The organism is Isoptericola sp. NPDC057653 (assembly GCF_042799955.1).
Lineage (GTDB): Bacteria > Actinomycetota > Actinomycetes > Actinomycetales > Cellulomonadaceae > Isoptericola.
Genome location: NZ_JBHVHP010000003.1, coordinates 177,295 through 202,175, shown reverse-complemented (window position 1 = coordinate 202,175; position 24,881 = coordinate 177,295). Strand labels below are relative to the sequence as shown.

The following is a 24,881-nucleotide window of genomic DNA, read 5'->3' as shown; positions in this document are numbered from 1 at the left end:
GGCGTTCGGGGCTGCGGCCCAGGTGACCAAGCGCCCGCCACTGTTCACCCGTCGTTCACCTGCTCCTGGGTCCCGGGCCACCTTGCCTCCTTAGCGTTCCTGACGAACGCCGGTACATCGCCGGTGCCACTCCGTGTGAACAGGATGGAACGAGACGTGAAGCTCAGCCGATTCTCCCGTGCTGGATCCGCCGTCGCGGTCGGCGCGCTTGCCCTGACCCTCGCCGCGTGCGGCTCGGACCCGGCCACGCCGGGTGCGGCCTCCACCGACGGCTCGACGGAGGGCAGCACCTCCACCCTGACCGGTGAGCTCAGCGGTGGCGGCGCCTCCTCCCAGGAGTCGGCCCAGGAGGCCTGGCGTGCCGGCTTCCAGACGGCCAACCCCGACGTCACCGTCAACTACGACCCGGTCGGCTCCGGCGGTGGCCGCACCGGCTTCACCGACGGCTCCTACGGCTTCGCGGGCTCCGACGCGGCCCTGGACGAGGACGAGATGAAGGCGGCCGAGGCCCAGTGCGGCGACGGCGGCGTCATCGAGTTCCCGGGCTACATCAGCCCGATCGCCGTGGCCTTCAACCTGCCGGGCATCGACTCGCTGAACCTCAAGCCGGAGGTCATCGCGAACATCTTCTCGGGCAAGATCAAGGCCTGGAACGACGACGCGATCGCCGCCGACAACCCCGACGCCGACCTGCCGGACACCGCCATCACCGTGGTGCACCGGTCGGACGACTCGGGCACCACCGAGAACTTCCAGGCGTACCTGTCCGAGGCCGCCCCGCAGGCGTGGGAGCACGAGCCCGACGGCGTGTGGCCGATCGAGGGCCAGGAGTCCGCGCAGGGCACCTCCGGCGTGGTCTCGGCCGCGCAGTCGGGTGAGGGCACCATCACCTACGCCGACGCGTCGCAGGTCTCCGGCCTCGGCACCGTGGCGGTCGGCGTCGGCGACGAGTTCGTCCCGTACAGCGCCGAGGCGGCCTCCGAGGTCGTCGCCCAGTCGCCGCGTGCCGAGGGCACCGCCGACGGCGTGTACTCGATCGACCTCAAGCGCGACGTCGCGGGCGCCTACCCGGTCGTCCTGGTCTCCTACCTGCTGGCCTGCGGCACCTACGCCGACCAGGCGCAGGCGGACCTGGTCAAGGGCTACCTGTCCTACATCGTGAGCGAGGACGGCCAGAAGGTCGCGGCCGACGCCGCGGGCTCGGCGCCGGTGTCCTCGGCCATCCGCGACGCGGTCCTGCCGTCGATCGAGGCGATCAAGGCCGCCTGACCGGGCACGCACGGCCGGTCGAGCCTGCCGCCGGTCGAGCCCCTGGGCTCGGCCGGCGGCGGCATCACCCACAGCAGGAGAACGAGGAGCACGAGTGACCACCACCGCCAGCCCGCCCGCCGAGCGGGTGCCGGGGCGTCCACGACGCCGGCGCCGCACGACCGACCGCGGCTTCAACCGGGCCTTCCGCTGGATCGCCGTCGGCGCGGGCGTCCTCATCCTGGCCGTGCTGGCCGCCGTCGCGGTCTTCCTGCTGCAGCAGGCGTGGCCCGCCCTGACCGCCGGCTCGGACGAGCTGGCCGCGTCGGTGCCGCGCTACCCGGACGACACGTCGCTGCTCGAGTACGTCGGACCCCTCGTGTTCGGCACGCTGCTCGCGGCGGCCCTCGCCCTCGCGCTCGCCACCCCGGTCGCGATGGGGATCGCGCTGTTCATCTCGCACTACGCGCCGCCGCGGCTGTCCCAGGTGCTCGGCTACCTGGTCGACCTGCTCGCCGCGGTCCCGTCGGTCATCTACGGCCTGTGGGGCATCTACGTGCTCGGCCCGGCGGCGCTGCCGCTGTGGGAGTGGCTCAGCTCGGTCTTCGGCTGGTTCCCGCTCTTCGCCGGCCCGGTGTCGCCGACCTCCCGCGTGCTGGCGACGGTGGCGGTCGTCCTCGCGGTGATGATCCTGCCGATCATCACCGCCGTCGCGCGCGAGGTCTTCCTGCAGACGCCGAAGCTCCACGAGGAGGCGGCGCTCGCGCTCGGGGCCACCCGCTGGGAGATGGTCAAGACGGCCGTGCTGCCGTTCGGCCGGTCGGGCGTGATCTCGGCCGCGATGCTCGGCCTGGGTCGCGCGCTCGGCGAGACGATGGCGGTCCTCATGATCCTCTCGCCCGGGTTCCTGTACTCCTTCCGGATCCTCGACAGCGCGCAGCAGCAGACCATCGCCGCGTACATCGCGCTCGACTTCCCGGAGGCGAGCGGCCTCGCGGTGAACACGCTGATCGCCACCGGCCTCGTGCTGTTCGTCATCACGCTGGCCGTCAACATGGGCGCGCGCGCGATCGTGGCGCGGCGCAAGGAATTCTCGGGGGCCAACTGATGAGCACGACCACCGTGGACCCGACCGACGCCACCGCGCGCACGCGGGCCGCGCTGACGGGCGCGGACGGCGCCCGGCGCCGCAAGGACCGCACGATGACGGTCCTGATCTGGGGCGCGTTCGTCGTGGCGATGGCCCCGCTCGTCTCGCTGATCTGGACCGTGCTGGGCAACGGCGTCGGCCGCATCAGCATGGACTTCCTGACGCTGTCGATGCGCAACATCTTCGGCGGCGACCCCAGCGGCGGCATCTACCACGCGATCGTCGGCACGCTGATCATCACGGCCCTGGCCACGGTGATCTCAGTGCCGGTCGGCCTGCTCACCGCCATCTACCTGGTGGAGTACGGCAAGGGCGCGCTCGCCCGTTCGGTGACGTTCTTCATCGACGTCATGACGGGCATCCCGTCGATCGTGGCCGGCCTCTTCGCCGTCTCGCTGTTCACGCTGATCCTCGGGCCGGGGGTGCGGATGGGCGTCATCGGCGCCGTGGCCCTGTCGGTGCTGATGATCCCCGTGGTGGTCCGGTCCTGCGAGGAGATGCTCAAGCTGGTCCCGAACGAGCTCCGCGAGGCCGCCTACGCGCTCGGCGTGCCCAAGTGGCTCACGATCGTCAAGGTCGTGCTCCGCACGTCCGTCGCCGGCCTGACGACCGGCATCCTGCTCGCCATCGCCCGCGTGATCGGCGAGACGGCGCCGCTGCTCGTCACCGTGGGCGTCACCGACTCCATCAACTTCGACCCCTTCGAGGGGCGCATGATGACGCTGCCGGTCTTCGCCTACCGCCAGTACAGCCAGGGCCTGGCGACCTGCCCCGGGGGCGCGTCGGCCACCTGCGTCCCCGACATCGCGATCCAGAACGCGTGGGGCGCGGCGCTCGTGCTGATCGTCCTGGTGCTCGCCCTCAACCTCATCGGCCGGCTGGTGAACCGCTGGTTCTCCCCGAAGCTGCGCTGACCCGCAGCCGCCGCCCGCCGCAGTCCACCAGAAAGAGACAGACGATGGCACAGCGCATCGACGTGAAGGACCTCAACATCTACTACGGCGACTTCCTCGCCGTGCAGGACGTGTCGATGACGATCGACCCGAAGTCGGTGACGGCGTTCATCGGCCCGTCCGGGTGCGGCAAGTCGACCTTCCTGCGCACGCTCAACCGGATGCACGAGGTGATCCCGGGCGCCCGTGTGGAGGGCACGGTCGAGATGGAGGGCGTCGACCTGTACGGCGACGACATCGACCCGGTGGCCGTGCGCCGCAACGTCGGGATGGTCTTCCAGCGGCCCAACCCGTTCCCGACCATGTCGATCCGCGACAACGTGCTCGCGGGCGTGCGCCTCAACAACCGGCGCCTGGGCAAGGCGGCGGCCGAGGAGCTCGTCGAGACCTCGCTGCGCGGCGCCAACCTGTGGAACGAGGTCAAGGACCGGCTGGACCGCCCCGGGTCGGGCCTGTCGGGAGGCCAGCAGCAGCGCCTGTGCATCGCCCGCGCCATCGCGGTGAAGCCGCAGGTGCTGCTCATGGACGAGCCCTGCTCCGCCCTCGACCCGATCTCGACCCTCGCGATCGAGGATCTCATCGGGGAGCTGAAGCAGGACTACACGATCGTCATCGTGACCCACAACATGCAGCAGGCGGCGCGCGTCAGCGACCGGACGGCGTTCTTCAACATCGCGGGCACGGGCAAGCCGGGTCGCCTGATCGAGATGAACGAGACGTCCACGATCTTCTCGACGCCGACGGAGCAGGCCACCGAGGACTACGTGTCCGGCCGCTTCGGGTGACACCGCCGCGCCGGGCGGTGCCCGGCGGGGACGACGAAGGGGCGGGTCGCAGCGGTCGCTGCGGCCCGCCCCTTCGTCGTGGGCCGGTGTCCCGGCGGCGTCAGGACGCCGTGGAGGTCGGCAGGTAGGGGTGGTACTCGGGGAGCGAGCCGTCCATGATCGGGAGGAAGAAGTCCTCCTCGACGCCCGCTCCGGACAGGGTGGCCTCGAGGTCGCCGCCGGGGTGCGACGCGACCGAGGCGATCTGCGGCTGGACGACCTGGACGGAGTCCTGCTCGGCGTTCAGGTAGACGGTGCTCTTGGCGGGCACGTCCAGCGACAGCGGCGCGGCACCCTCGGCCGTGAGGACGAAGCTCACGTCCTCGGACGAGTCGTTGGCGAGCGCACCGAGCACGTTGCCGGGCTCGCCCTCGCCCTCGGTGACGACCATGAGGTTGATGCCGCGCACCTGGTCCGTGAGGTTCACGCGCACGCCGTCGGACGGGGCGTACGGCTTGGTGGTGATCGTGGGGGAGCAGGCGGCCAGCAGCAGGGCGCCCGCCATGACGCTGGCGGCGGCGACGGTGCGTGCGGGGCGGACGGAGCGGAACACGTGCTCTCCTTCGAAGGCGTCGGCACGCGAGCGCGGGTGGCGTCGCGGGCTCGGGACATCAGCGGTCCTCCCGAGCCGGGCGCGGGAGGGAGCGGGCCTGCAGAGGGCCCGTCGACATCCTACCGACGCCCGCTGGGTGCTGCGTCCCTGGCCGCGCTACCAGCCCTCTGACCTGCGGAAACGTAGGTCCGGACAGGGCGTTCGGGGGCGCGGGGGCAGGGGAGTGTCGGCTCCCCCGTGATAAACTCGTCGACTGGGAAAGGGGACATCTGCAGATGACGTTCACAGTAGGCGAGACGGTTGTCTACCCGCATCACGGCGCCGCGCTGATCGAGGAGATCAAGACGCGGAAGATCCGTGGCGAGGAGAAGATGTACCTCAAGCTCAAGGTTGCCCAGGGCGACCTGACGATCGAGGTCCCGGCGGAGAACGTCGACCTCGTCGGCGTGCGCGACGTGGTCGACCAGCAGGGGCTGGACCGCGTCTTCGAGGTGCTGCGCGCGCCCTACACGGAGGAACCGACCAACTGGTCGCGCCGGTACAAGGCGAACCTCGAGAAGCTCGCGTCCGGCGACGTGATCAAGGTCGGCGAGGTCGTGCGTGACCTGTCGCGCCGCGACGCCGACCGTGGCCTCTCGGCGGGCGAGAAGCGCATGCTCGCCAAGGCGCGCCAGATCCTCGAGTCCGAGGTCGCGCTCGCCGAGGGCGTCGACGAGGAGAAGGCCGGTGCGATCATCGACGAGGTCCTCGCCTCCTGAGGCACCCGTCACCAGCACTGCACGGCGACCCCCGGCTCCGGCCGGGGGTCGCCGTCGTCGTTCCGGTACCGTGACGCCGTGACGACGCTCGCGATCCTGACCGCCGCGGGGTCCGGGACCCGGCTCGGTCGCGACCTCCCCAAGGCCCTGGTCACCCTGGACGGCTTCCCCCTCGTGGTGCACGCCGCGCGGCGGCTCGCGTCGTCAGGGGTCGTCGACTCCCTCGTCGTGACCTGCCCCGCGGGGCTCGACGCGGTCGTCCGGGACATCGTCGCGCAGGACCCGCACGTCGACCTGCCGGTCCGTGTCGTCGAGGGCGGCGCCACCCGGCAGGCGTCCGTCGCCGCGGGACTCGCGCTCGCCGCGCCCGACGACGACGTCGTCCTCGTGCACGACGCCGCCCGCCCCCTCGCCCCGCCGCAGCTCGTGCGGCGCGTCGTCGCCGCGGTGCGCGCGGGCCACCGCGCCGTCGTCCCGGGCCTGCCCGTCACCGACACGGTCAAGCGGATCGTGCCCCGCGACGCCGCGGCGCAGGCGCCCGTCGGGCCCCCGGTCGACCGCGTCGTCGAGACCCCCGACCGTGCGCTGCTGCGCGCCGTCCAGACGCCGCAGGGCTTCGACCGCGCGCTGCTGGAGCGCGCCCACGCCGGCGGGGCCGCCCGCTCCCGGTCGGAGGGGCTCGCCGCCACCGACGACGCCGGCCTCGTCGAGGCGCTCGGGGCGGCCGTGCACGTCGTCGCGGGCGACGCCGCGGCCCTGAAGATCACCACCGAGCGGGACCTGCTGGTGGCCGCCCTGCTGCTCCAGGAGGAGTCGTGACCGTCCTGCCCCGCACCGGCCTCGGGGTCGACGTGCACGCCTACGCCCCGGAGGGCTCGGACCGCGAGCTGTGGCTCGGGGGCCTGCGCTGGCCCGGCGAGCGGCCGCTGGCCGGGCACTCGGACGCGGACGTCGCGGCGCACGCCGCCGCCGACGCGCTGTTCTCCGCCGCCGGCATCGGCGACCTGGGCACGCACTTCGGCACGAGCGAGCCGCGGTGGGCCGGTGCCGCCGGGGTCACCCTGCTCGCCGAGGCCGCCCGCCGGGTGCGGGAGGCGGGCTTCGACATCGGCAACGTCGCCGTCCAGGTGATCGGCAACCGGCCCAAGGTCGGCCCGCGCCGGGCGGAGGCGGAGGCGGCGCTCAGCGAGGCCGCCGGGGCGCCGGTCTCCCTCAGCGCCACCACGACCGACGGGCTCGGGCTCACGGGTCGCGGCGAGGGGGTCGCGGCGATCGCCACGGCGCTCGTCGCGCCGCGCACGGACTAGGCGCTCACCCGCGCAGCCGCGGGTCCGCGGTCGGGTCGGCGTAGGGAGCGGGGCACCCGGAGCCGGCGGCCTCGGGACGCAGCTCGTAGTGCCAGGGCTCGTTGCCGTACACCTGGCACAGCCCGTAGGCGGCGCCGTGCTCGGCCAGCCACGCGGGGCCGCCGTTCTGGGCGAGGTCGACGGCCTCGCCGGAGACGTGGGACGACGTGTCGGCGCCGGCCACCCACCGCGCGGCCTCCGCGGCGGAGCCGTACTGCGCCACGGCCTCGCGCAGCAGCTGCTTCTGGTAGGCGCGCGAGCGCCAGCCGCTGTTGACGACGAACGTGACGCCGTCGTCCTCCGCGTCCGTCGCGGCGTCCTGGAGCGCGCGACGGAGCGCGGGGTCGAGGTTCGCCACCGCCGGCAGGCGCTCGTCGAAGACGGTGGTGCCGCTCGGCACGTGCCCGGCGGCCGCCCCGTCGCGGGGGCCGTCCCCGACGGGGCGGGATGCGGCGCCGGTGGGCCGGGGCGAGGCCGACGCGTCGGGGTCCGCCGTGGTCGCGGTGAGGCAGGCGGTGAGGCCGAGCAGGACGGCGACGACCCCGCCGAGGACGAGCAGGACGGTCCGGGCGGGGTGGGCGGACGCCGGGGAGGTGCGCTGGTGCTGGGGCATGGCCCCAGTCGAGCGGGGGCGGTGTTGCCGGCGCGTATGCGCTCCTCGATACGCGGACGATAGGCGGACGTCCGTAGCATCGAGGACATGCGTGTGCTGATCGTCGAGGACGAGCCGTACCTGGCCGAGGCCGTCCGCGACGGGCTGCGCCTCGAGGCGATCGCGGCCGACGTCGCCGGCGACGGCGACACCGCGCTCGAGCTGCTCGGCGTCAACACCTACGACATCGCCGTGCTCGACCGCGACGTCCCCGGGCCGTCCGGCGACGAGATCGCCGCGCGCATCGTCGCCTCCGGCAGCGGCATGCCGATCCTCATGCTGACGGCCGCCGACCGCCTCGACGACAAGGCATCGGGCTTCGAGCTCGGCGCCGACGACTACCTCACCAAGCCGTTCGCCATGCGGGAGCTCGTGCTGCGGCTGCGGGCGCTCGACCGGCGTCGCGCGCACGTGCGCCCGCCGGTGCAGGAGCTCGCCGGGCTGAGGGTCGACCCGTTCCGCCGCGAGGTCTACCGGGACGGCCGCTACGTCGCCCTCACCCGCAAGCAGTTCGCGGTCCTGGCCGTGCTCGTCGCGGCGGACGGCGGCGTCGTCAGCGCCGAGGAGCTCCTGGAGCGGGCCTGGGACGAGAACGCCGACCCGTTCACCAACGCCGTGCGCATCACCGTCTCCGCCCTGCGCAAGCGGCTGGGGGAGCCCTGGGTGATCGCCACGGTGCCGGGCGTCGGGTACCGGATCGACACGGGACCCGACGAGGCGCCCGACGGCGAGGGGGCGGGCGCGACGGCCGCCGCGGACGGGGCCGGCCGTCGTGGCTAGGGCTCCCGGGCCGAGCGTGCGGCTCAGGCTGACCCTCAGCTACGCCGCCTTCCTGCTGGTCGCCGGCGCCCTGATCCTCGCCGTCGTGTGGGTGTTCCTGCTGCGCTACGTGCCCGACGGGCCGATCGTGACGCAGGGCGGGCTGGGCAGCCCGTTCGTGCCGAACCGGTCGGACCTGCTGCGCGCCTTCGGCCCGCGGGTCGCGTGGGCGCTCGCCTTCCTGCTGGTCCTCGGCGTGGTGGGCGGGTGGTTCCTCGCGGGCCGGATGCTCGCGCCGCTGGACCGGCTCACGGACGCGACCCGCCGCGCCGCCGCCGGGTCGCTGTCCCACCGGATCCGGCTGCCGGGCCGCCAGGACGAGTTCCGTGAGCTCGCGGACGCCTTCGACGACATGCTCGCGCGGCTGGAGGCGCAGGTGGCCGAGCAGCAGCGGTTCGCGGCCAACGCGTCGCACGAGCTGCGCACGCCGCTGGCGATCACCCGGACCATCCTCGACGTGGCGCGGCAGGACCCGGACCGGGACACGGACGAGCTGCTCGCCCGGCTCGACATCGTCAACGCGCGGGCCATCGACCTCACGGAGGCGCTGCTGCTGCTCAGCAAGGCGGACCGGGGCTCCTTCGCCCGCGAGCCCGTGGACCTCTCCCTCGTCGCGGAGGAGGCGGTCGAGACGCTCCTGCCCCTCGCGGACGGGCGCCGCGTCGACCTGCGCGTGTCCGGCGACGTCGTCAGCGCCGTGGGGTCGCACGCCCTGCTGCTGCAGCTCGTCACGAACCTCGTGCACAACGGGATCGTGCACAACCTGCCCGACGGCGGCACGGTGCGGGTCGACACCTTCGACCGCGCGGGGGAGGCGGTGCTCACGGTCGAGAACACCGGCGAGCGCCTCGACCCGCAGCTCGTCCCGACGCTCACCGAGCCGTTCCAGCGCGGCGGCGGGCGCACCCGCGCCGACCACGGTGGCGTCGGCCTCGGGCTGGCGATCGTCCGCAGCATCACCGAGGCGCACCGCGGCGTGCTCACGCTCGTCCCGCGGCCCGACGGCGGGCTCCGCGTCACGGTGCGGCTGCCCGAGGCCGGCCGCGCCCCGTCGTGGCCGGCCCGCTGACCACGACGGCATGGCCTACGACCGCGGGACGCCGAGGACGGTGTCGGTGTAGTCGTTGCGGAAGACGCCCTCGGGGTCGACGGCGGCGCGCACGCGGGCGACGTCGTCCAGGGGGTAGTGGTCGGCCAGGTACTCCGCCGTGCGGGTGTGCATCTTGCCCCAGTGGGGTCGCCCGCCCGCCGCGACGAAGATCTGCTCCGCGGCGCTGAAGTACCGCTGGTGCGGCATCGGCGCGTACTGGTGCACCGCCACGTAGGCGGTCTCCCGGCCGTGGGCCGTGGACAGCCACACGTCGTCGGGGGCGGCGAACCGGACCTCGACGGGGAACGGCACCGGCTCGCCGGAGGCGCGCAGCCAGGCGTCGAGCTCGTCGAGCACACCCCGCAGGGCGGCGCGCGGCAGCGCGTACTCCATCTCGACGAAGCGCACGCGCCGGCGGGTGACGAACACGTCGTGCGACGGCGCCGTGTACGTCTTGGCGCCGAGCGCCCGCGCGCTGACCGCGTTGAGCCGCGGCACCATGCCGGGCGCGGCCAGCGCGAGCCTGTTCAGCACCTCGAACGCGCCGTTGGACAGCACCTCCTCGTCGAGCAGCGCGCGGGCGCGGGCGCCGGCCGTGCGCACCGCGCCGCGGGCACCGGCACGGCCGCCCGCCCACGCCTCGACCTCGTCCGCGGTCGCGCGGTTGTTGCGCTTGGTCAGCGCGCGGCGCGTGCCGGGGAACCAGTAGAACTCCGCGTGGTCGTTGCCGTCGACGTAGTCGTCGAGCCGCTCCAGCACCCGGTCCAGCTCCCAGGGCTCCTCCTGCGCGCGCAGCCAGAACGCCGGGACCACCTCGAGGGTGACCGCGGAGAGCACGCCCGCGACGCCGAGGCCCAGCCGCGCGACCTCGAACAGCTCGCGCTCGGGCGTGCCCGGGGCCGCCGCGGCGGTGGCCGACCGCACCGCGCCGTCCGCGGTCACGACCCGCACACCGCGCACCTGCGTCGCGAGGCCCCCGAGCCGGGCGCCGGTGCCGTGCGTGCCCGTCGAGATCGCGCCCGCCACCGACTGCCGGTCGATGTCGCCGAGGTTGCGCATCGCGAGGCCGAGCGAGGCGAGGACCCGGTTGAGGGTGTGCAGCCGTGTACCCGCGCGCACGGTGACGAGGCTCGTGCCGTCCGGCTGCGGCGCGACCGCCTCGATGCCGCTGAGGTGGTCGAGGCTCAGGTGCACGCCGTCCGTCACCGCGGCGGCCGTGAACGAGTGCCCCGCGCCCATCGCGCGCACCCGCGTGCCCTCGGCGGCGGCCCCCGCGACCACCGCGCCGAGCTCGCCCTCGTCGCGCGGCCGGGCGCGGAGCGCGGGCTGCCAGGTGTGCGTGCCGCCCCACGTGCGCAGCGGGGCGTCGGGCGTGCGAGGAGCCGGGGTGCCGGCGACGGTGCTCGGATTCACGCGCACACTCTGCCACGCGCGCCGGGGGACGCGGATCCTCCTTCAGGCGGATCACGGGGCGGCCCCCGGCCGGTGTAGCGTGCCGCCATGACCCAGACGGAGCGGCTGGCCCGCGCGACCGCGCACCTGCCGGCGCCCGTGGCGGTGGTCGACCTCGATGCCTTCGACGCCAACGCGGCGGACCTTCGCCGCCGGGCCCGCGGCGTCCCCGTGCGTGTGGCCAGCAAGTCGGTGCGCGTGCGCTCCCTGGTGGGCCGTGCGCTCGACGCCGGCTTCGAGGGCGTCATGGCGTTCTCGCTGTCCGAGGCGCTGTGGCTCGTGCAGGAGGGCACCCGGGACGTGCTGGTCGGCTACCCGACGGTCGACGCCGACGCCCTCGCGCGGCTCGCCGCCGACGTCCGCGCCCGGCGCGAGATCACCCTCATGGTCGACGACGTCGCCCAGCTCGACCGCCTGGGCGCGGCCCTGCGCTCCGCCGGGCTGCCCGCCGGCACCGACGCCGACGCGCTGCCCGACGTCGCGGTCTGCCTGGACGTGGACGCGTCGCTGCGGCTCGAGGTCGGACCCGTCCAGCTGCACCTCGGCACGCGCCGCTCCCCGCTGCGCAGCCCGGAGGACGCCGCGACGCTCGCCCGTCGCGTCGAGGCCCTGCCCGGCGCGCGGCTGCGCGGGCTGATGTTCTACGAGGCGCAGGTCGCCGGCCTGCCCGACACCAACCCCGCCGTCCGGCTGGTCAAGCGGCTGTCCGTCACCGACCTGGACCGTCGCCGCGCCGAGGTGCGCGACGCCGTCCGGTCCGCCGTCGGGCACGACGTCCCGCTCGTGAACTCCGGCGGCACGGGGTCGCTCGAGACGTCGTCGGCCGGGCCGGCGGTCACCGAGGTCACCGCCGGGTCGGGGCTGTTCGTGCCCGGCCTGTTCGACGGCTACCGGGCCTTCGACCCGCGGCCCGCGGCCTTCTTCGGGCTGGACGTCGTGCGCCTGCCCGCGCCTGGCTGGGCCACCGCGTTCGGGGGCGGCTACGTCGCCTCCGGGCCGTCCGGCCGCTCGCGCCTGCCGCGCGTCGCGACCCCCGGCTGGTCGCTCACCGGGACCGAGGGCGCCGGCGAGGTCATGACGCCCCTGCGCCGCCGCCCCGGCGCCCCGCCGCTGGCGGTCGGCGACCGCGTGTGGCTGCGGCACGCGAAGGCCGGCGAGCTCATGGAGCGGTTCGACGTCGTGCACCTGGTCCGGGGCGACGAGATCGTCGAGACCGTCCCGACCTACCGGGGCGAGGGGCGCACCTTCGGCTGACGCGAGGTCCCGCGCCCGCCGCGCCCCGCTGGGAGCAGGGAGGACGGCAGGTCCGGCCGGTACCCTGGACCGGTGAGCCTTCGCCTGTACGACACCGCGACGCGCGACGTGCGCGACTTCGTCCCCCTGACCCCGGGCGAGGTCGGCATCTACCTGTGTGGCGCCACCGTCCAGGCCCCGCCCCACATCGGCCACCTGCGCCCCGTGATCGCCTTCGACGTCCTGCGTCGCTGGCTGGAGCGCTCGGGCCTGCGCGTCACGCTCATCCGCAACGTCACCGACATCGAGGACAAGATCCTCGCGAAGGCCGCGGCCGCCGGCGTCGAGTGGTGGGCGCACGCCGCCACCCACGAGCGCCTGTTCACGCGCGCCTACGACGCCCTCGGCGTCCTGCCGCCCACCTACGAGCCGCGGGCCACGGGCCACGTGCTCGACATGGCGGAGCTGATGCAGCGCCTCGTGGACCGCGGCCACGCGTACGCCACCGGCCCCGGCGACGTCTGGTTCGACGTGCGGTCGTGGCCCGCCTACGGCGAGCTGACCCGGCAGCGGCTGGAGGACCTCAACCCCGAGCCCACGGGCGACGACGGCGCGGCGTCCGCCAAGCGCGACCCGCACGACTTCGCGCTCTGGAAGGCGCCGAAGCCGGGCGAGCCCGACACGGCGTCGTGGGACACCCCGTTCGGCCGGGGCCGCCCCGGCTGGCACCTCGAGTGCTCCGCGATGGCGCGCCGCTACCTGGGCGACGCGTTCGACATCCACGGCGGCGGCCTGGACCTGCGGTTCCCGCACCACGAGAACGAGCAGGCCCAGTCGCGCGCCGCCGGGTACGGCTTCGCGCAGCGCTGGATGCACTGCGCCTGGGTCACCCAGCAGGGCGTCAAGATGAGCAAGTCGCTCGGCAACGGCCTCCTCGTCACCGAGCTGCTCGCCCAGGCGCCCGCGCCCGTGATCCGCTACGCGCTCGCCGCCGTGCAGTACCGGTCGATGCTCGAGTGGTCGCCCGACACCCTCGACGAGGCGCGCGCCACCTGGGAGCGCCTCTCCGGGTTCGTGGAGCGCGCCACCGAGCGCGTCGGCGCGGTGACGGCGGACGAGGTCGCGAAAGTCGACCTCCCGTCGGCGTTCGTCGAGGCCATGGACGACGACCTCAACGTGCCCGCGGCGCTCGCCGTCGTGCACGAGCACCTGCGCGCCGGCAACAGCGCGCTGGCGTCGCGTGACGACGCGGCCGCCCGGGCCGAGCTCGTCGCCCTGCGCGGCATGCTCGACATCCTCGGCCTCGACCCCGCCGACCCGCAGTGGGCCGACGGCGCCGGCGACACCAAGGCCCGCACCGCGCTCGACTCGCTCGTCGCCGCGGAGCTCGACGCCCGGACCGCGGCCCGGGCCGCGAAGGACTGGGCCGCCAGCGACGCCATCCGCGACCGCCTCGCGGCGGCGGGGGTCGTCGTGCAGGACTCCGCCGACGGCGCCCGCTGGACGCTGACCGACTGACCGCTCGACCACCCTGAGAAGAGACACCATGGCAGGCAACACCCGGCGCCCCGGCGCCGTCCGCAAGGCCGGCAGCAAGAAGGGCGCGCAGGTCGGCACCGGCGGCCACGGGCGCAAGTCGCTCGAGGGCAAGGGACCGACGCCGAAGGCGGAGGACCGCACCTACCACCCCGCGCACAAGCGGAAGGCGGCCGCGGAGAAGCGCGAGGCCGTGGAGACGCAGCGGGGCGCGAGCAAGGGCGTCGTGCGCGGCACCCGCCGCCCCACGGGCGGTGCGGAGGTCGTGGCCGGCCGCAACGCCGTGCTCGAGGCGCTGCGCACCGACGTCCCCGTCACCGCGGTGCACCTCGCCGCGCGGATCGACCACGACGACCGCACCCGCGAGATCCTCGAGCTGGCCTCGACCCGGTCCGTGCAGCTGCTCGAGGTGTCGCGCACCGAGCTCGACCACCTCACCGAGGGCTCGGTGCACCAGGGCGTCGCCGCGCAGGTGCCGCCGTACGACTACGCCGACGTCGACGACCTGCTCGACGCCGCCGCGCAGGCCGGGCAGGCGCCGCTGATCGTCGCGCTCGACGGCGTGACCGACCCCCGCAACCTCGGCGCCGTGCTGCGCTCCGCGGGGGCGTTCGGCGCGCACGGCGTCATCGTCCCGTCGCGCCGCTCCGCCGGCGTCACGGCCTCCGCCTGGAAGGTGTCCGCCGGCGCGGCGGCCCGCGTGCCCGTCGCCAAGGTCACCAACCTGTCCCGCGCCCTCACCGACCTCAAGAAGTCCGGCGCCTTCGTCGTCGGGCTCGACGCCGGCGGCGACACCGAGGTGCGCGACCTCGCCTTCGCCACGGACCCGCTGGTCCTCGTCGTCGGCTCCGAGGGGCACGGCCTCTCCCGGCTCGTGCGCGAGACCTGCGACGCCGTCGCGTCGATCCCCATCTCGTCCGACGTCGAGTCGCTGAACGCCGGCGTCGCCGCGGGGATCACGCTGTACGAGGTGGCGCAGGCGCGTCGCACCGCCGCCGAGTGAGGTGCCGCCCGCCGAGCGAGGGCGGGCACTGCGCAGGGGACGAGGCCCCGCGCGGTCGTGGCCCAGGCCACGACCGCGCGGGGCCTCGCTCCGTCCCGCGTCAGGTCGAGAGGTGGAAGTGGTCGTCCTCGGGGGCGCCCTCCGGGCCGGTGTCGACGTCGGCGTCCTGCTCCCCCGGAGGGGCGCCGAGGATGGCCTTCTCGTCGGGGCGGTGGCGCAGCACGTTCTCGACGTACGACGCCGTGGCCTCGGGCATGGGGACGTCGCGCCCGGCCTGCTCCGAGATGAACCAGCGGTGGTCGAGGATCTCGTGGAACAGCTGGGCGGGTTCCAGCTTGCGGCGCAGCTCGCGGGGGACGGCGCGGATGGTCGGCTGGAAGACGTTCTGCGACCAGTCGTGCGCGACCATCTGCGGGTCGTCCTCCTGGCGGTCCGTGGCGGCCACGTAGGAGTCGAGGTCGTTGAGCAGCCGGCGGGCCTGGTTGTCCTGGACGTCGAGGCCGGTGAGGCGGAACAGGCGGCGCGAGTGGTGGCCGGCGTCGACCACCTGCGGCTGGATGCGCACCGTGGTGCCGTCGATGTCGGTGGTGATGGACAGCTCGCCCACGTCGAAGCCGAGGTCGTTGAGCCGGTCGATCCGGGCCGCGACCCGCCAGCGCTCGTCGGCGCCGAACGACTCCACGCCGGTCAGGGCCTCCCACAGCTCGGTGTACCGGGAGACGAGGGCGTCGCCGATGGCGAGCTCGTCCACCTCGGCGTCGAGCAGCTCGCCCGCCGCGAGGTCCATCAGCTCGCCGATGATGTTGGTGCGGGCCAGGTCGACGTCGTACTCGCGCTGGCCGCGGGACAGCTCGCGGTGCAGGTCGCCCGTCTCGGCGTCGACCAGGTAGGCCGCGAACTGGTGGGCGTCGCGCCGGAACAGCGTGTTCGACAGGGAGACGTCGCCCCAGTAGAAGCCGACGAGGTGCACGCGCACCAGCAGGACGGCGAGCGCGTCGATGAGGCGCGACGCGGTGTCGGGACGCAGGGCCTGGCTGAAAACCGCGCGATAGGGCAGGGAGAAGGCCAGGTGCTCGGTGACGAGAGCCGCCTCGAGCGGCTCCCCGGCGTCGTCGCGCCGCCCGGTGACGACGCCCACCGGCCGCACGGACGGGATCTCGAGCTTGCGCAGCTGGCGCAGCAGCTCGTACTCGCGGAACGCGACGGACTCGCTGATCTCCTTGATGGCGAGCACGCGGCCGTCGAGGCGCACGAACCGCACGACGTGCCGCGAGATACCGCGGGGGAGCGCGGCCAGGACGTCCGCCGGCCACTCGGCCAGCGGGGTGCGCCACGGCAGGTCGAGCAGCGCGGAGTCCGGCGTCGCCGACGTGATCTGCAGCTGTTCGGTCTCCACGGTCATCCCCACCTCGAGAGCACCCGCCATGACGACGAGCGCATGTCAGCGTAGACGAAGGGCGGGCCCGGCAGCAGCCGGACCCGCCCTTCGTCTGACGCGGGTCAGCCCAGGCGGTTGCCCGTGGCGGCCGAGAAGACGTGCGCCTTGCCCGGCTTGATGGCGACGTGGATCTTGTCGCCCTTCATCGGGACGTCGCGCGGGTCGATGCGCACGATGACCTGGTTCTCGCCGGCGCCCGAACGGACCTCGGCGTCCTCGGCGAACTCGCCGACGAGGGTGCCGTAGACGAACGCGTCGGAGCCGAGCTCCTCGACGAGGTTCACGAGGACCGGGATCGCGTTGCTGTCGGCCTCGGAGACGATGTCGAGCGACTCCGGGCGGAAGCCGATGGTGACCTTGCCGCCGTCGGCCTCGGTGAGCTGCGACACGACCTCGCGCTCCAGGGGCACGCGGGCGGGGCCGACGTGCGCCACACCGTCGTCCACCTTGAAGGTGGCGATGTTCATCGCCGGCGAGCCGATGAAGCCCGCGACGAAGACGTTGGCCGGCGTGTCGTACATCTCGCGCGGCGTGCCGACCTGCTGCAGCAGACCGCTCTTGAGGACCGCGATGCGGTCGCCCATGGTCAGCGCCTCGGTCTGGTCGTGCGTGACGTACACGGTCGTGACGCCGAGGCGACGCTGGAGCGACGCGATCTGCGTACGGGTCTGGACGCGGAGCTTGGCGTCGAGGTTCGACAGCGGCTCGTCCATGAGGAACACCTGCGGCTGGCGCACGATGGCGCGGCCCATGGCGACACGCTGACGCTGACCACCGGAGAGCGCCTTCGGCTTGCGGTCCAGGTACTCGGTGAGGTCGAGGATCTTCGCGGCCTCCTCGACGCGCTGGCGGATCTCGGCCTTGGGGGTGCCGGCGATCTTCAGCGCGAAGCCCATGTTGTCCGCGACGGACATGTGGGGGTAGAGCGCGTAGTTCTGGAACACCATCGCGATGTCGCGGTCCTTCGGCTGGACGTCCGTGACGTCGCGGTCGCCGATGAGGATGCTGCCACCGTTGACGTCCTCCAGGCCGGCGAGCATGCGCAGCGAGGTGGACTTGCCGCAGCCCGAGGGGCCCACGAGGACGAGGAACTCGCCGTCCTCGACGTGCAGGTTGAGCTGGTCGACAGCCGGGCGCTCGGTGCCCGGGTAGACGCGCGTCGCGTGGTCGAAAGTGACCGTAGCCATGGTTGCTTCCCTCTCCACCGGCAGGTACGTGCCGGACGATCCGTTGTGGGTGGGTGCCGTAGCGCTTTCACGAAAGGCGTGTCGGCGGTGACACATTCTGTTGTCCTGCGCGCGAGCCCTGCCCGGAGGGCTGGGACCCGGTGCGCCGCGATGATCGTACATGCCCCGGACGTGACCCATGACACGTCCCAGGTCAGCGACCCACGGACCCCGGCCGGTCAGCCGTCGAGGGCGTCGGCGAGGCGCTCGAGGAGGGCCGCCAGCGCGTCCGCGTCCGCGACCCGGTGCCCGGCGACGGTGGGTCCGGGGCCCACCTTGACGCCGAGGTCGTCCGGCCCGAGCACCGCGAACGCGGCCTCGTCCGTGGTGTCGTCGCCGGCGTAGAGCACCAGCGCGCGGACGTCGTCGGCCTCCTCCAGCTGCTCGCGCAGCCGGTCGACGGCGATCCCCTTGGAGGTGTGCACGACGGCGATCTCGACGACGTCCTTGCCGTGCATGGCGTGCAGGCCGAGCCGCCGGGCCACGGCGTCCGCGTCGGCGACCGCGGCGCGCGCGTCCTCCGGGTCGCTCAGCCGGGTGTGCAGGACGGCGGCGCTCGGCTTGTCCTGCACCCAGGCGCCGCGCCGGCCGTCGACGGCGTCCTGCAGCCCCTCGCGCAGGCGCCCGAGGGCCTCCTGCTGCTCGGACGTGAGCTGGAGCGGCACGGCGTCGACGCCGTGCGCGGTGACCCGGCCGGTCTCCGCGCCGTGGCTGCCCACGAGGTAGGTGCCGGCGGGCACCCCCGAGCGGGCGGCCAGGTCCGTGAGGTTGCGGCCGGAGACGAGCGCGAGTTGCAGCTCGTCGCCGTCGCCCGCGGCCGGCCGGGCGGCGAGGCCGGCGAGCCGGTCCACCGCGGCCCGCGCGGCGGGCGTCATGGCCGACGCCGACGGGTCGTCGACCAGCGGCGCCAGCGTCCCGTCGAAGTCCAGCGCGACCAGCCGTACGCACCGCCGCGTCGCCAGGTCGGGCGGGCCCGCGAACGCGAGCACCGCGGCGAGGGCGTCGTCGTGCGCGCCGGGCACCGGTGGCTCGTCCACCCGCGGCTCGTTCCCCATGGGCTCGTTCTCCGAGGTCCCGTTCTCCGAGGTCCCGTTCACCCGTGGCTGCTCCGCGGCGGCATGGCGGTGAGCACGCCGAGGAACGTCTGGGACCACTTGGCGACGTCGTCGGCCATCACCTTGCGCCGCAGCCGGCGCATGCGGCGGCGCTGCTCCCGCGGCGGCATGTGGGCGGCGGCCACGATGGTGTCCTTCATGCCGTCGATGTCGTGCGGGTTGACCAGGAGCGGCCCAGGGGCGAGCTCGTCGGCCGCGCCCGTGAACTCGCTGAGCACCAGCACGCCCTGCTCGTCCGACCGCGCCGCGATGTACTCCTTCGCCACGAGGTTCATGCCGTCGCGCAGGGACGTCACGAGCATGACGTCGGCCGCGAGGTACAGGGCGGCCATCTCGTCGGGCGGGTAGGAGTGGTGGAGGTAGTGGATGGCCGAGTGCCCGAGCTCGCCGAACTCGCCGTTGATGCGGCCCACGAGTCCCTCGACGTGCTCGCGCAGGTCCTGGTAGGCGCCCACGTTCTCGCGGCTGGGGCTGGCCACCTGCACCAGCGTGGCGTGCTCGACGTCGAGGCGGCCGTCCTGCAGCAGCTCCCCGTACGCCTTGATGCGGTGCCGGATGCCCTTGGTGTAGTCGAGGCGGTCGACGCCCAGCATCATGATCTGCGGGTCCCCCAGGTCGGCGCGGATCTCCTTCGCCCGCGCCTGCACCTCCGGCTCGCGGGCGAGCGCGTCGAAGTGGTGGGAGTCGATCGAGATCGGGAACGCGGCCGCCCGCACGTGCCGCGAGGGGCCGCCGTCCTCGTCCGCCACGGTGATGATCGGACCGCGGGTGGTGTGCTTGGTGAGCCGGCGCACCGACCGCACGAAGTTCGACGCGTCGCCGCCGCGCTGGAAGCCGATGAGATCGGCGCCGAGCAGGCCCTCGACGATCTGCGTGCGCCACGGCAGCTGCTGGAACAGCTCGACCGCGGGGAACGGGATGTGGTCGAAGAAGCCGATGCGCAGGTCGGGCCGCAGCTCGCGGAGCATCTTGGGCACCAGCTGGAGCTGGTAGTCGTGCACCCACACGACGGCGTTCTTCGCCGCCTGCGCGGCCGCGGCCTCCGCGAACCGGCGGTTGACCCGGCGGTACGCGTCCCACCACTGGCGGTGGTAGGTGGGCGGCGAGATGACGTCGTGGTACAGCGGCCAGAGGGTGTCGTTGGAGAACCCCTCGTAGTACCGCTCGATCTCCGGGGCGCTGAGCGTGACCGGCACCAGCAGCATGCCGTCGGCCTCGAACGGCTCGTGCTCGAGGTCCGGGGCGCCGGACCAGCCGACCCACGCGCCCTCCGCCTCCCGCATCACGGGCTCGAGGGCGGTGACCAGCCCTCCGGGCGAACGCTGCCAGTCCACCTCTCCGTCGGCGTCGACGGTGAAGTCGACCGGGAGCCGGTTGGCGACGACGACGAGGTCGTAACCGTCGTCCCCGTGATGGCTGCTTGACGATCCTTTGCCTGTCAACGGACCTCTCTCCAAGGATTCGGTAGCACTGCGTCGAACAACGCCCCCGAGGGACAGGGTACCGAGACGGTCCTCGCCTCGCCCCGCTGCGCCCCCGACGGGACCGGACCTCGTCCGCCACGGCACCGCCACGGGACCGCCACCGGACCGCCGCGGCGACCGCGGGCGCGAGGCCCCGCGACCTGCCCGGAACCTGCCCGGGACCCGCGCGGCACGGCGCGCCGGGGGATGGCGGGACGACTACGGTGTGGCCCATGGGAGAGGTCGACGAGATGCAGGTCCCGGGGCGGGCCCCGGTGCCGGGTGCGTCGTCGGCCCCGCCGCCCGCTGCCCCCGCCGTGCGGCGGACCCGCGACGGCGGCCTCGCCGAGGGCGCCGAGGTCGGCGGGTACACCGTCGTGCGGCCGCTCGGCAGCGGCGCGATGGGCGCGGTCTACGAGGCCGTCGACGGCGGCGGGAACGCCGTCGCGCTCAAGGTGCTGCACGCGCACGTCGACGCCGACCCCGCCGGCCGCGAGCGGCTGCGGCGCGAGGCCGCGTCCCTGCAGCGCCTGCGCCACCCCGCCGTCGCGCAGGTGCTCGACGCCGAGCTCGAGGGCCCGTACGCGTTCGTCGTGACCGAGCTGGTGGACGGCGTGACGCTGGAGGAGGAGGTCGACGAGCGCGGCCCGCTCGACGCCGCCGACGTCTTCTCCCTGGCCGACCAGCTCGCCGACGCGCTGGAGGCCGTGCACGACGCCGGCGTCGTGCACCGCGACCTCAAGCCGTCCAACGTCATGATCACCGCCCAGGGCCCCGTGCTGATCGACTTCGGCATCGCGCAGGGCCCCGGCGACGCCCGGACCACGTCCGCCGGCTTCGTCATGGGCACGCCCGGCTACATCGCCCCGGAGCTGCTCGACGGCGGCGCGCCCGTCGCCGAGACCGACTGGTGGAGCTGGGCCGCGCTCCTCGCGTTCGCCGCGACCGGCCGCTCGCCGTTCGGCGTGCGGCCCACCGAGCTCGTGCTGCGCCGCTCCCGGGAGGGGCGGCCCGACCTGGTCGGCGTGCCCGCCCGCACCGCGCGGGCGCTCGCCGGCGCGCTCCAGGCCGACCCCGCCCTGCGCTGGGGACCCACCGAGGTGGCGAAGGCGCTGCGCCGCGACCTCGACGACGCCCTGGGCGGCGCACCGGACCCGTGGGCCTCTCCCGACGCCACGCAACGGATCGCGCAGTCGGCCGAGACCCAGAGGGTGGGGCTGCCCACGCAGGTCGTGGCGGCCGCGGACCCGCCCGCGCCGGCCGCACCGCCCGCTTCGTTCGCCCCCGCCTCGACCGGCGCCGTCCCCGCGGTCCCGCCGCCGCCCCCGCCGCCGGCCGCCACCGGTGCGGTCGCCGTCGCGCCGGAGTCGCTCGACCCCGAGGACCCCACCCAGACGATGACGGCCCTCGAGCGCGACCGCCTCCAGGCCCAGGACGGCGCGACCCGCGCCATCCCCGTCGGCGACGTCCGCTACAAGGGGTACGACCAGCTCGTCGAGGAGATGCCCCTCGCCCCCGAGCCGCCCGGGCCCTACGTGCGGCCCGTGCACCCCAAGCGCTCGGGCTCCGCGTTCGCCGTCGGGCTGGTGTTCGTGGCGCTCGCGGCCACCCGGCCCCTGATCGGCTTCGCCGCCCTCGTCGTGCTGGTGCTCGCGTGCCGCACGGTCGCGACGTCGGGCGACGCGCTGCACCGGCGCCGTGAGCACAAGGGCGTCCGCGGCTCGGACGGCGTGGTCGGCACGCTGCTGTTCCCGTGGCACGCGTTCATGGGCGTGCTCGGAGCGGTCCCCGCGGTGCTCGTCGGCGCGTGCGCCGGGCTGCTGACACTGCTGGCCGGCTGGTGGCTGTTCGGCGCGGGGCACCTCATCGTGCTGCCGCGCGCCGACCTGGAGGCACGCTCCCAGGGCGGGATGAACGAGGACGTCGTGTTCAACGGCGTCCTGGCGGGCGTGATGGTCGTCGCGCTGCTGGCCACCTGGTTCGGACCCGCCGGCGGCACCGCGCGCGAGGGCGGTCGCACCCTCCTGGCCCGGATCGCGCCGGGGAAGATCGGGGCCGCCGTGCTGGTGGGGGTCTGCCTGGCGGCCACCGCGCTGCTCCTCGCCCCCGTGCTCGGCAGCCCGACCATCGACTGGTGGCCCCTGACCGGCCCGCCCGTGGTGCTGTGACGAGGACCGCTCGCTGACCTGCGCCGCTCCCCGGTGGGTGCCCAGGTGGCGCGGGTAGGCTTCGCCCCGTCCGGCGCTGCCGCGCCGCCGCCCCGATCCCCCGAGGACCTCGAGGACACGATGTCGAAGAACCCGAACATGTCGAAGGCCGAGCGCCGCGACGCCGCCCGCGCCGAGGCGCTCGCCCTCCGCGAGAAGGAGCAGCAGCGCGACCGCCGCAACCGGATCATCACCCTCTCCGTGCTCGCCGTCGCGCTCGTCGCCCTCGGTGTCGTGGTGTGGGTGATCCTGCAGCAGGGCGCGAAGAAGAACGTCGACGACGTCCCCCTGGCGAACGTCACGATGCCCTCGACGGCGCAGCCCGACGGCGGCATCCCGGTCGGCAAGGACGGCGCGGCCGGCACGGAGAACGCGGACGCGCCCGTGATCGACGTCTACCTCGACTACATGTGCCCCGTCTGCGGCCAGTTCGAGCAGACCAACGCGGACACCATCGACGAGATGGTGGCGGCCGGCGACGCGACCGTCGTCTACCACCCGATCTCGATCCTCGACCGCGCGTCGCAGGGCACCGAGTACTCGACCCGCTCGGCGTCCGCGGCGGCCTACGTGGCCGACCAGGCGCCCGAGGCGTTCCCCGCGTTCCACGCGGCGCTCTTCACGAACCAGCCGGCGGAGAACACCCAGGGGCTGACGGACGAGCAGCTCGCGGGCTACGCCGAGGACGCCGGTGCGCCCGCGGACGTGGCGAAGGCCATCGAGGACGGCACCGCGCGCGAGACCTTCGGGCAGTACGTCTTCTCGGCCACGACGGAGATCCAGAAGAACGAGGGCTTCACCGGCACCCCGTACGTGCTGGTCGACGACACCGTCGTGTCGAACTGGAACGACCCGTCCGCCCTCCAGCAGGCCGTGGACGCGGCCGCCAAGGGCTGACACGTGGCGCGCGGCGCGGCCTGCCCCTCCCGGTAGGCTGTGCCGCGCTCCCGCCGCCTTAGCTCAGCTGGTAGAGCTCCCGTCTTGTAAACGGAAGGTCGTCGGTTCGAATCCGACAGGCGGCTCCATCCGCCCGGTGCGACGGCCGGGCACGACGAAGGGGCGGACCCGGTGGGTCCGCCCCTTCGTCGTTCCTCCGCGTCGGGACGCGCCGTCAGCGGGCGTCGTCGGCGGCACCGGCGGTCGGCCACGGCGTGGGCTCGGCCCACTTGGGGGGCCGGCCGTCGCCGCTGGACGTGTGCCGGATGCGGCGCTGCACCCACGGCACGACGTGCGTGCGCGCCCACTGCGCGTTGGCGCGCGCCCGCTCCACGAACGCCTGCGGCGGCAGGGGGTCGAGCGCGACGCCGTAGTCGGCGTCGTCGGGCTCGAGGCCGAGGCCGACCAGGCCGGCGTCCGCGACGCGGCGGTGGCCCTCCGGGGTGAGATGGATGCGGTCGTCGGACCACATGCGCAGGTCGAACAGCGGGTCGAGGCCCCACAGGTCGAGCACGTGCGCGCCGTGCTTGCGGGCGATGGTCCAGATGTTGGCGTTGTACTGGCCCACGCGCCCACGGGTCCAGCTCAGGCCGGCCCCCGCCTTGAACCCCGTGCCGAGCAGCACGTCGGCTCCCGTCGCGCGGACCTTCGCGACGCCCTGCTCCAGGCGGGCGGAGAGCACGTCGACGTCGGCCTGCGGGCGCAGGATGTCGTTGCCGCCGCCGACGAAGGAGACCAGGTCGGGCTGCATCGCCAGGGCGACGTCCACCTGCTCGTCCAGGATGTGGCGCAGCAGCCGCCCACGGATCGCGAGGTTCGCGTACTCGAACGTCTCGCCGGCGGCGGCGCGCCGGGCGGCGAGGGCGTCGGCGAGGCGGTCGGCCCAGCCGCGCTGCTTCGCCGCGGACTCCGTGCCGGCGGGGGCGGGGGAGCCGTCGTCGAACGGGTAGGGGTCCCACAGCCCCTCGGTGAACGAGTCGCCGATCGCGACGTACCGCGCCCACGTGGGGGCGCTCGTCCGGGGGGTCGTGCCGTCAGGGTTCGTGGTGGGTGCCTGCGTGGTCACGTCCGCCATTGTGCCCCTCCGCGCGCGGCGGGTGCTCGGGGCGACGGCGTGGGCGGCGCCGCGGGGGAGCGCCCGGTCAGGCCAGGCGCCAGTCCACGGGCGCCCCGCCCTGGGCCTCGAGCAGCGCGTTGACCCGGGAGAACGGTCGCGACCCGAAGAAGCCGCGGTACGCGGACAGCGGGCTGGGGTGGGCGCTCTCCACGGTGGGGACGTCGCCCAGCCAGGGCTTGAGCGACGCGGCGTCCCGCCCCCAGAGGATCGCGACGAGCGGGCCGCCCCGCGCGACGAGCGCCTTGATCGCGGCCTCGGTGACCTGCTCCCAGCCCTTCCCGCGGTGCGAGGCGGGGGTGCCGGGCCGCACGGTGAGCACGCGGTTGAGCAGCATGACGCCCTGGTCGGCCCAGGGGCGCAGGTCACCGTTCGACGGCGTGGGGACGCCGACGTCCTCGGCGAGCTCCGTGTAGATGTTCACCAGCGACTTGGGCACCGGCCGCACCTGCGGCTGGACCGAGAAGGACAGGCCCATCGGGTGCCCGGGCGTGGGGTACGGGTCCTGCCCGACGACGAGGACGCGCACGTCCGCGAGGGGGCGCGAGAACGCCGCGAAGATGTTCGGCCCCTCCGGCAGGTACGTGCGGCCCGCCGCGACCTCCGCGCGCAGGAAGTCGCCCATGGCGTGGACCTGCGGCTCGACGTCGGCCAGCGCCGCCGCCCAGTCGGGGGCCATGACCTGGTCGAGGGGCGGCCGGGTGCTCGTCGTCTCCAGATCTGTCTCCACGCCGCGACGCTAGCGCACCCGGTCGCGGGATCGCG

The 24,881-nt window shown here is 74.3% G+C and carries 23 protein-coding genes and 1 tRNA gene; 15 read left to right on the top strand and 9 right to left on the bottom strand.

The annotated features are described in order from the left end of the window. Positions 1–156 precede the first annotated feature (156 nt). The 4 genes from ACFU9A_RS17880 to pstB all read left to right on the top strand — a co-directional run bounded on the left by ACFU9A_RS17880 (position 157) and on the right by pstB (position 4,136). Positions 157–1,269 carry a phosphate ABC transporter substrate-binding protein PstS gene (locus ACFU9A_RS17880; protein WP_430576645.1) on the top strand — a complete coding sequence of 371 codons (1,113 nt, stop codon included), beginning with the start codon at positions 157–159 and terminating at the stop codon, positions 1,267–1,269. Between the two features lie 94 nt (positions 1,270–1,363). Continuing rightward, positions 1,364–2,356 (top strand): phosphate ABC transporter permease subunit PstC, encoded by a 993-nt coding sequence (pstC, locus tag ACFU9A_RS17875; RefSeq protein ID WP_430576644.1) that lies wholly within the window; start codon positions 1,364–1,366, stop codon positions 2,354–2,356. Continuing rightward, positions 2,356–3,312, top strand: coding sequence for a phosphate ABC transporter permease PstA (gene pstA, locus ACFU9A_RS17870; RefSeq protein WP_430576643.1), 957 nt, complete (start codon positions 2,356–2,358; stop codon positions 3,310–3,312). Before pstC ends, pstA begins: the two co-directional genes overlap by 1 nt. A gap of 44 nt (positions 3,313–3,356) precedes the next feature. Beyond that, complete coding sequence (gene pstB / locus ACFU9A_RS17865) at positions 3,357–4,136, top strand: phosphate ABC transporter ATP-binding protein PstB (protein ID WP_430576642.1); 780 nt, start codon at positions 3,357–3,359, stop codon at positions 4,134–4,136. A gap of 100 nt (positions 4,137–4,236) precedes the next feature. Here the strand turns inward: pstB and ACFU9A_RS17860 are convergent, their stop codons facing one another. Next, positions 4,237–4,728, bottom strand: coding sequence for a hypothetical protein (locus tag ACFU9A_RS17860; RefSeq protein ID WP_430576641.1), 492 nt, complete (start codon positions 4,726–4,728; stop codon positions 4,237–4,239). A 275-nt stretch (positions 4,729–5,003) separates the two neighbouring features. Between ACFU9A_RS17860 and ACFU9A_RS17855 the strand changes: the two genes are divergently transcribed. The 3 genes from ACFU9A_RS17855 to ispF all read left to right on the top strand — a co-directional run bounded on the left by ACFU9A_RS17855 (position 5,004) and on the right by ispF (position 6,793). Then, complete coding sequence (locus ACFU9A_RS17855; RefSeq protein ID WP_079570762.1) at positions 5,004–5,486, top strand: CarD family transcriptional regulator; 483 nt, start codon at positions 5,004–5,006, stop codon at positions 5,484–5,486. Positions 5,487–5,564: 78 nt separating this feature from the next. Then, positions 5,565–6,305 (top strand): 2-C-methyl-D-erythritol 4-phosphate cytidylyltransferase, encoded by a 741-nt coding sequence (gene ispD, locus ACFU9A_RS17850; protein WP_430576640.1) that lies wholly within the window; start codon positions 5,565–5,567, stop codon positions 6,303–6,305. Beyond that, a complete protein-coding gene (gene ispF, locus ACFU9A_RS17845; protein ID WP_430576639.1) occupies positions 6,302–6,793 on the top strand; it encodes a 2-C-methyl-D-erythritol 2,4-cyclodiphosphate synthase in 492 nt (163 codons plus the stop codon). The genes ispD and ispF overlap by 4 nt, the downstream gene beginning before the upstream one ends. Before the next feature lie 4 nt (positions 6,794–6,797). Here the strand turns inward: ispF and ACFU9A_RS17840 are convergent, their stop codons facing one another. Further along, on the bottom strand, positions 6,798–7,445 hold the full coding sequence (locus ACFU9A_RS17840) for a M15 family metallopeptidase (RefSeq protein ID WP_430576638.1): 648 nt from the start codon (positions 7,443–7,445) through the stop codon (positions 6,798–6,800). An 87-nt stretch (positions 7,446–7,532) separates the two neighbouring features. Between ACFU9A_RS17840 and ACFU9A_RS17835 the strand changes: the two genes are divergently transcribed. Beyond that, positions 7,533–8,264 (top strand): response regulator transcription factor, encoded by a 732-nt coding sequence (locus ACFU9A_RS17835; RefSeq protein WP_430576637.1) that lies wholly within the window; start codon positions 7,533–7,535, stop codon positions 8,262–8,264. Further along, complete coding sequence (locus ACFU9A_RS17830; RefSeq protein WP_430576636.1) at positions 8,257–9,372, top strand: sensor histidine kinase; 1,116 nt, start codon at positions 8,257–8,259, stop codon at positions 9,370–9,372. The genes ACFU9A_RS17835 and ACFU9A_RS17830 overlap by 8 nt, the downstream gene beginning before the upstream one ends. Before the next feature lie 15 nt (positions 9,373–9,387). On the opposite strand, the gene ACFU9A_RS17825 is transcribed toward ACFU9A_RS17830, so the two are convergent. Continuing rightward, complete coding sequence (locus tag ACFU9A_RS17825; RefSeq protein WP_430576635.1) at positions 9,388–10,806, bottom strand: D-arabinono-1,4-lactone oxidase; 1,419 nt, start codon at positions 10,804–10,806, stop codon at positions 9,388–9,390. Positions 10,807–10,893: 87 nt separating this feature from the next. Here ACFU9A_RS17825 and ACFU9A_RS17820 point away from each other — a divergent pair, with 87 nt between their 5' ends. The 3 genes from ACFU9A_RS17820 (at position 10,894) to rlmB (ending at position 14,617) form a co-directional block, all read left to right on the top strand. Beyond that, positions 10,894–12,099 carry an alanine racemase gene (locus ACFU9A_RS17820; RefSeq protein WP_430576634.1) on the top strand — a complete coding sequence of 402 codons (1,206 nt, stop codon included), beginning with the start codon at positions 10,894–10,896 and terminating at the stop codon, positions 12,097–12,099. A gap of 72 nt (positions 12,100–12,171) precedes the next feature. Continuing rightward, a complete protein-coding gene (gene cysS, locus ACFU9A_RS17815) occupies positions 12,172–13,596 on the top strand; it encodes a cysteine--tRNA ligase (protein ID WP_430576633.1) in 1,425 nt (474 codons plus the stop codon). A 28-nt stretch (positions 13,597–13,624) separates the two neighbouring features. Continuing rightward, on the top strand, positions 13,625–14,617 hold the full coding sequence (rlmB, locus tag ACFU9A_RS17810; RefSeq protein WP_430576632.1) for a 23S rRNA (guanosine(2251)-2'-O)-methyltransferase RlmB: 993 nt from the start codon (positions 13,625–13,627) through the stop codon (positions 14,615–14,617). 100 nt (positions 14,618–14,717) lie between these two features. Here rlmB and ACFU9A_RS17805 read toward each other — a convergent pair whose 3' ends face one another. From ACFU9A_RS17805 to ACFU9A_RS17790, 4 genes are all read right to left on the bottom strand, one after another. Next, positions 14,718–16,043 (bottom strand): DUF4032 domain-containing protein, encoded by a 1,326-nt coding sequence (locus ACFU9A_RS17805; RefSeq protein ID WP_430576631.1) that lies wholly within the window; start codon positions 16,041–16,043, stop codon positions 14,718–14,720. Positions 16,044–16,117: 74 nt separating this feature from the next. Further along, positions 16,118–17,242: an ABC transporter ATP-binding protein gene (locus ACFU9A_RS17800; RefSeq protein ID WP_430576630.1), complete on the bottom strand. Its 1,125-nt coding sequence runs from the start codon at positions 17,240–17,242 to the stop codon at positions 16,118–16,120. Between the two features lie 218 nt (positions 17,243–17,460). Then, positions 17,461–18,318: a trehalose-phosphatase gene (gene otsB / locus ACFU9A_RS17795; RefSeq protein ID WP_430576629.1), complete on the bottom strand. Its 858-nt coding sequence runs from the start codon at positions 18,316–18,318 to the stop codon at positions 17,461–17,463. A gap of 56 nt (positions 18,319–18,374) precedes the next feature. Continuing rightward, entirely contained in the window at positions 18,375–19,838 is a 1,464-nt protein-coding gene (locus ACFU9A_RS17790; protein WP_430576628.1) for a trehalose-6-phosphate synthase, read from the bottom strand. Positions 19,839–20,092: 254 nt separating this feature from the next. Here ACFU9A_RS17790 and ACFU9A_RS17785 point away from each other — a divergent pair, with 254 nt between their 5' ends. The 3 genes from ACFU9A_RS17785 (at position 20,093) to ACFU9A_RS17775 (ending at position 23,091) form a co-directional block, all read left to right on the top strand. Then, positions 20,093–22,027, top strand: coding sequence for a serine/threonine-protein kinase (locus ACFU9A_RS17785; RefSeq protein WP_430576627.1), 1,935 nt, complete (start codon positions 20,093–20,095; stop codon positions 22,025–22,027). Between the two features lie 120 nt (positions 22,028–22,147). Beyond that, positions 22,148–22,963, top strand: coding sequence for a DsbA family protein (locus tag ACFU9A_RS17780; RefSeq protein WP_430576626.1), 816 nt, complete (start codon positions 22,148–22,150; stop codon positions 22,961–22,963). Positions 22,964–23,015: 52 nt separating this feature from the next. Next, a tRNA-Thr gene (locus ACFU9A_RS17775) sits at positions 23,016–23,091 on the top strand. An 86-nt stretch (positions 23,092–23,177) separates the two neighbouring features. Here the strand turns inward: ACFU9A_RS17775 and ACFU9A_RS17770 are convergent. Next, a complete protein-coding gene (locus ACFU9A_RS17770) occupies positions 23,178–24,077 on the bottom strand; it encodes an SGNH/GDSL hydrolase family protein (RefSeq protein ID WP_430576625.1) in 900 nt (299 codons plus the stop codon). 67 nt (positions 24,078–24,144) lie between these two features. Further along, a complete protein-coding gene (locus tag ACFU9A_RS17765) occupies positions 24,145–24,795 on the bottom strand; it encodes a uracil-DNA glycosylase (RefSeq protein ID WP_430576968.1) in 651 nt (216 codons plus the stop codon). Positions 24,796–24,881: the final 86 nt, after the last annotated feature.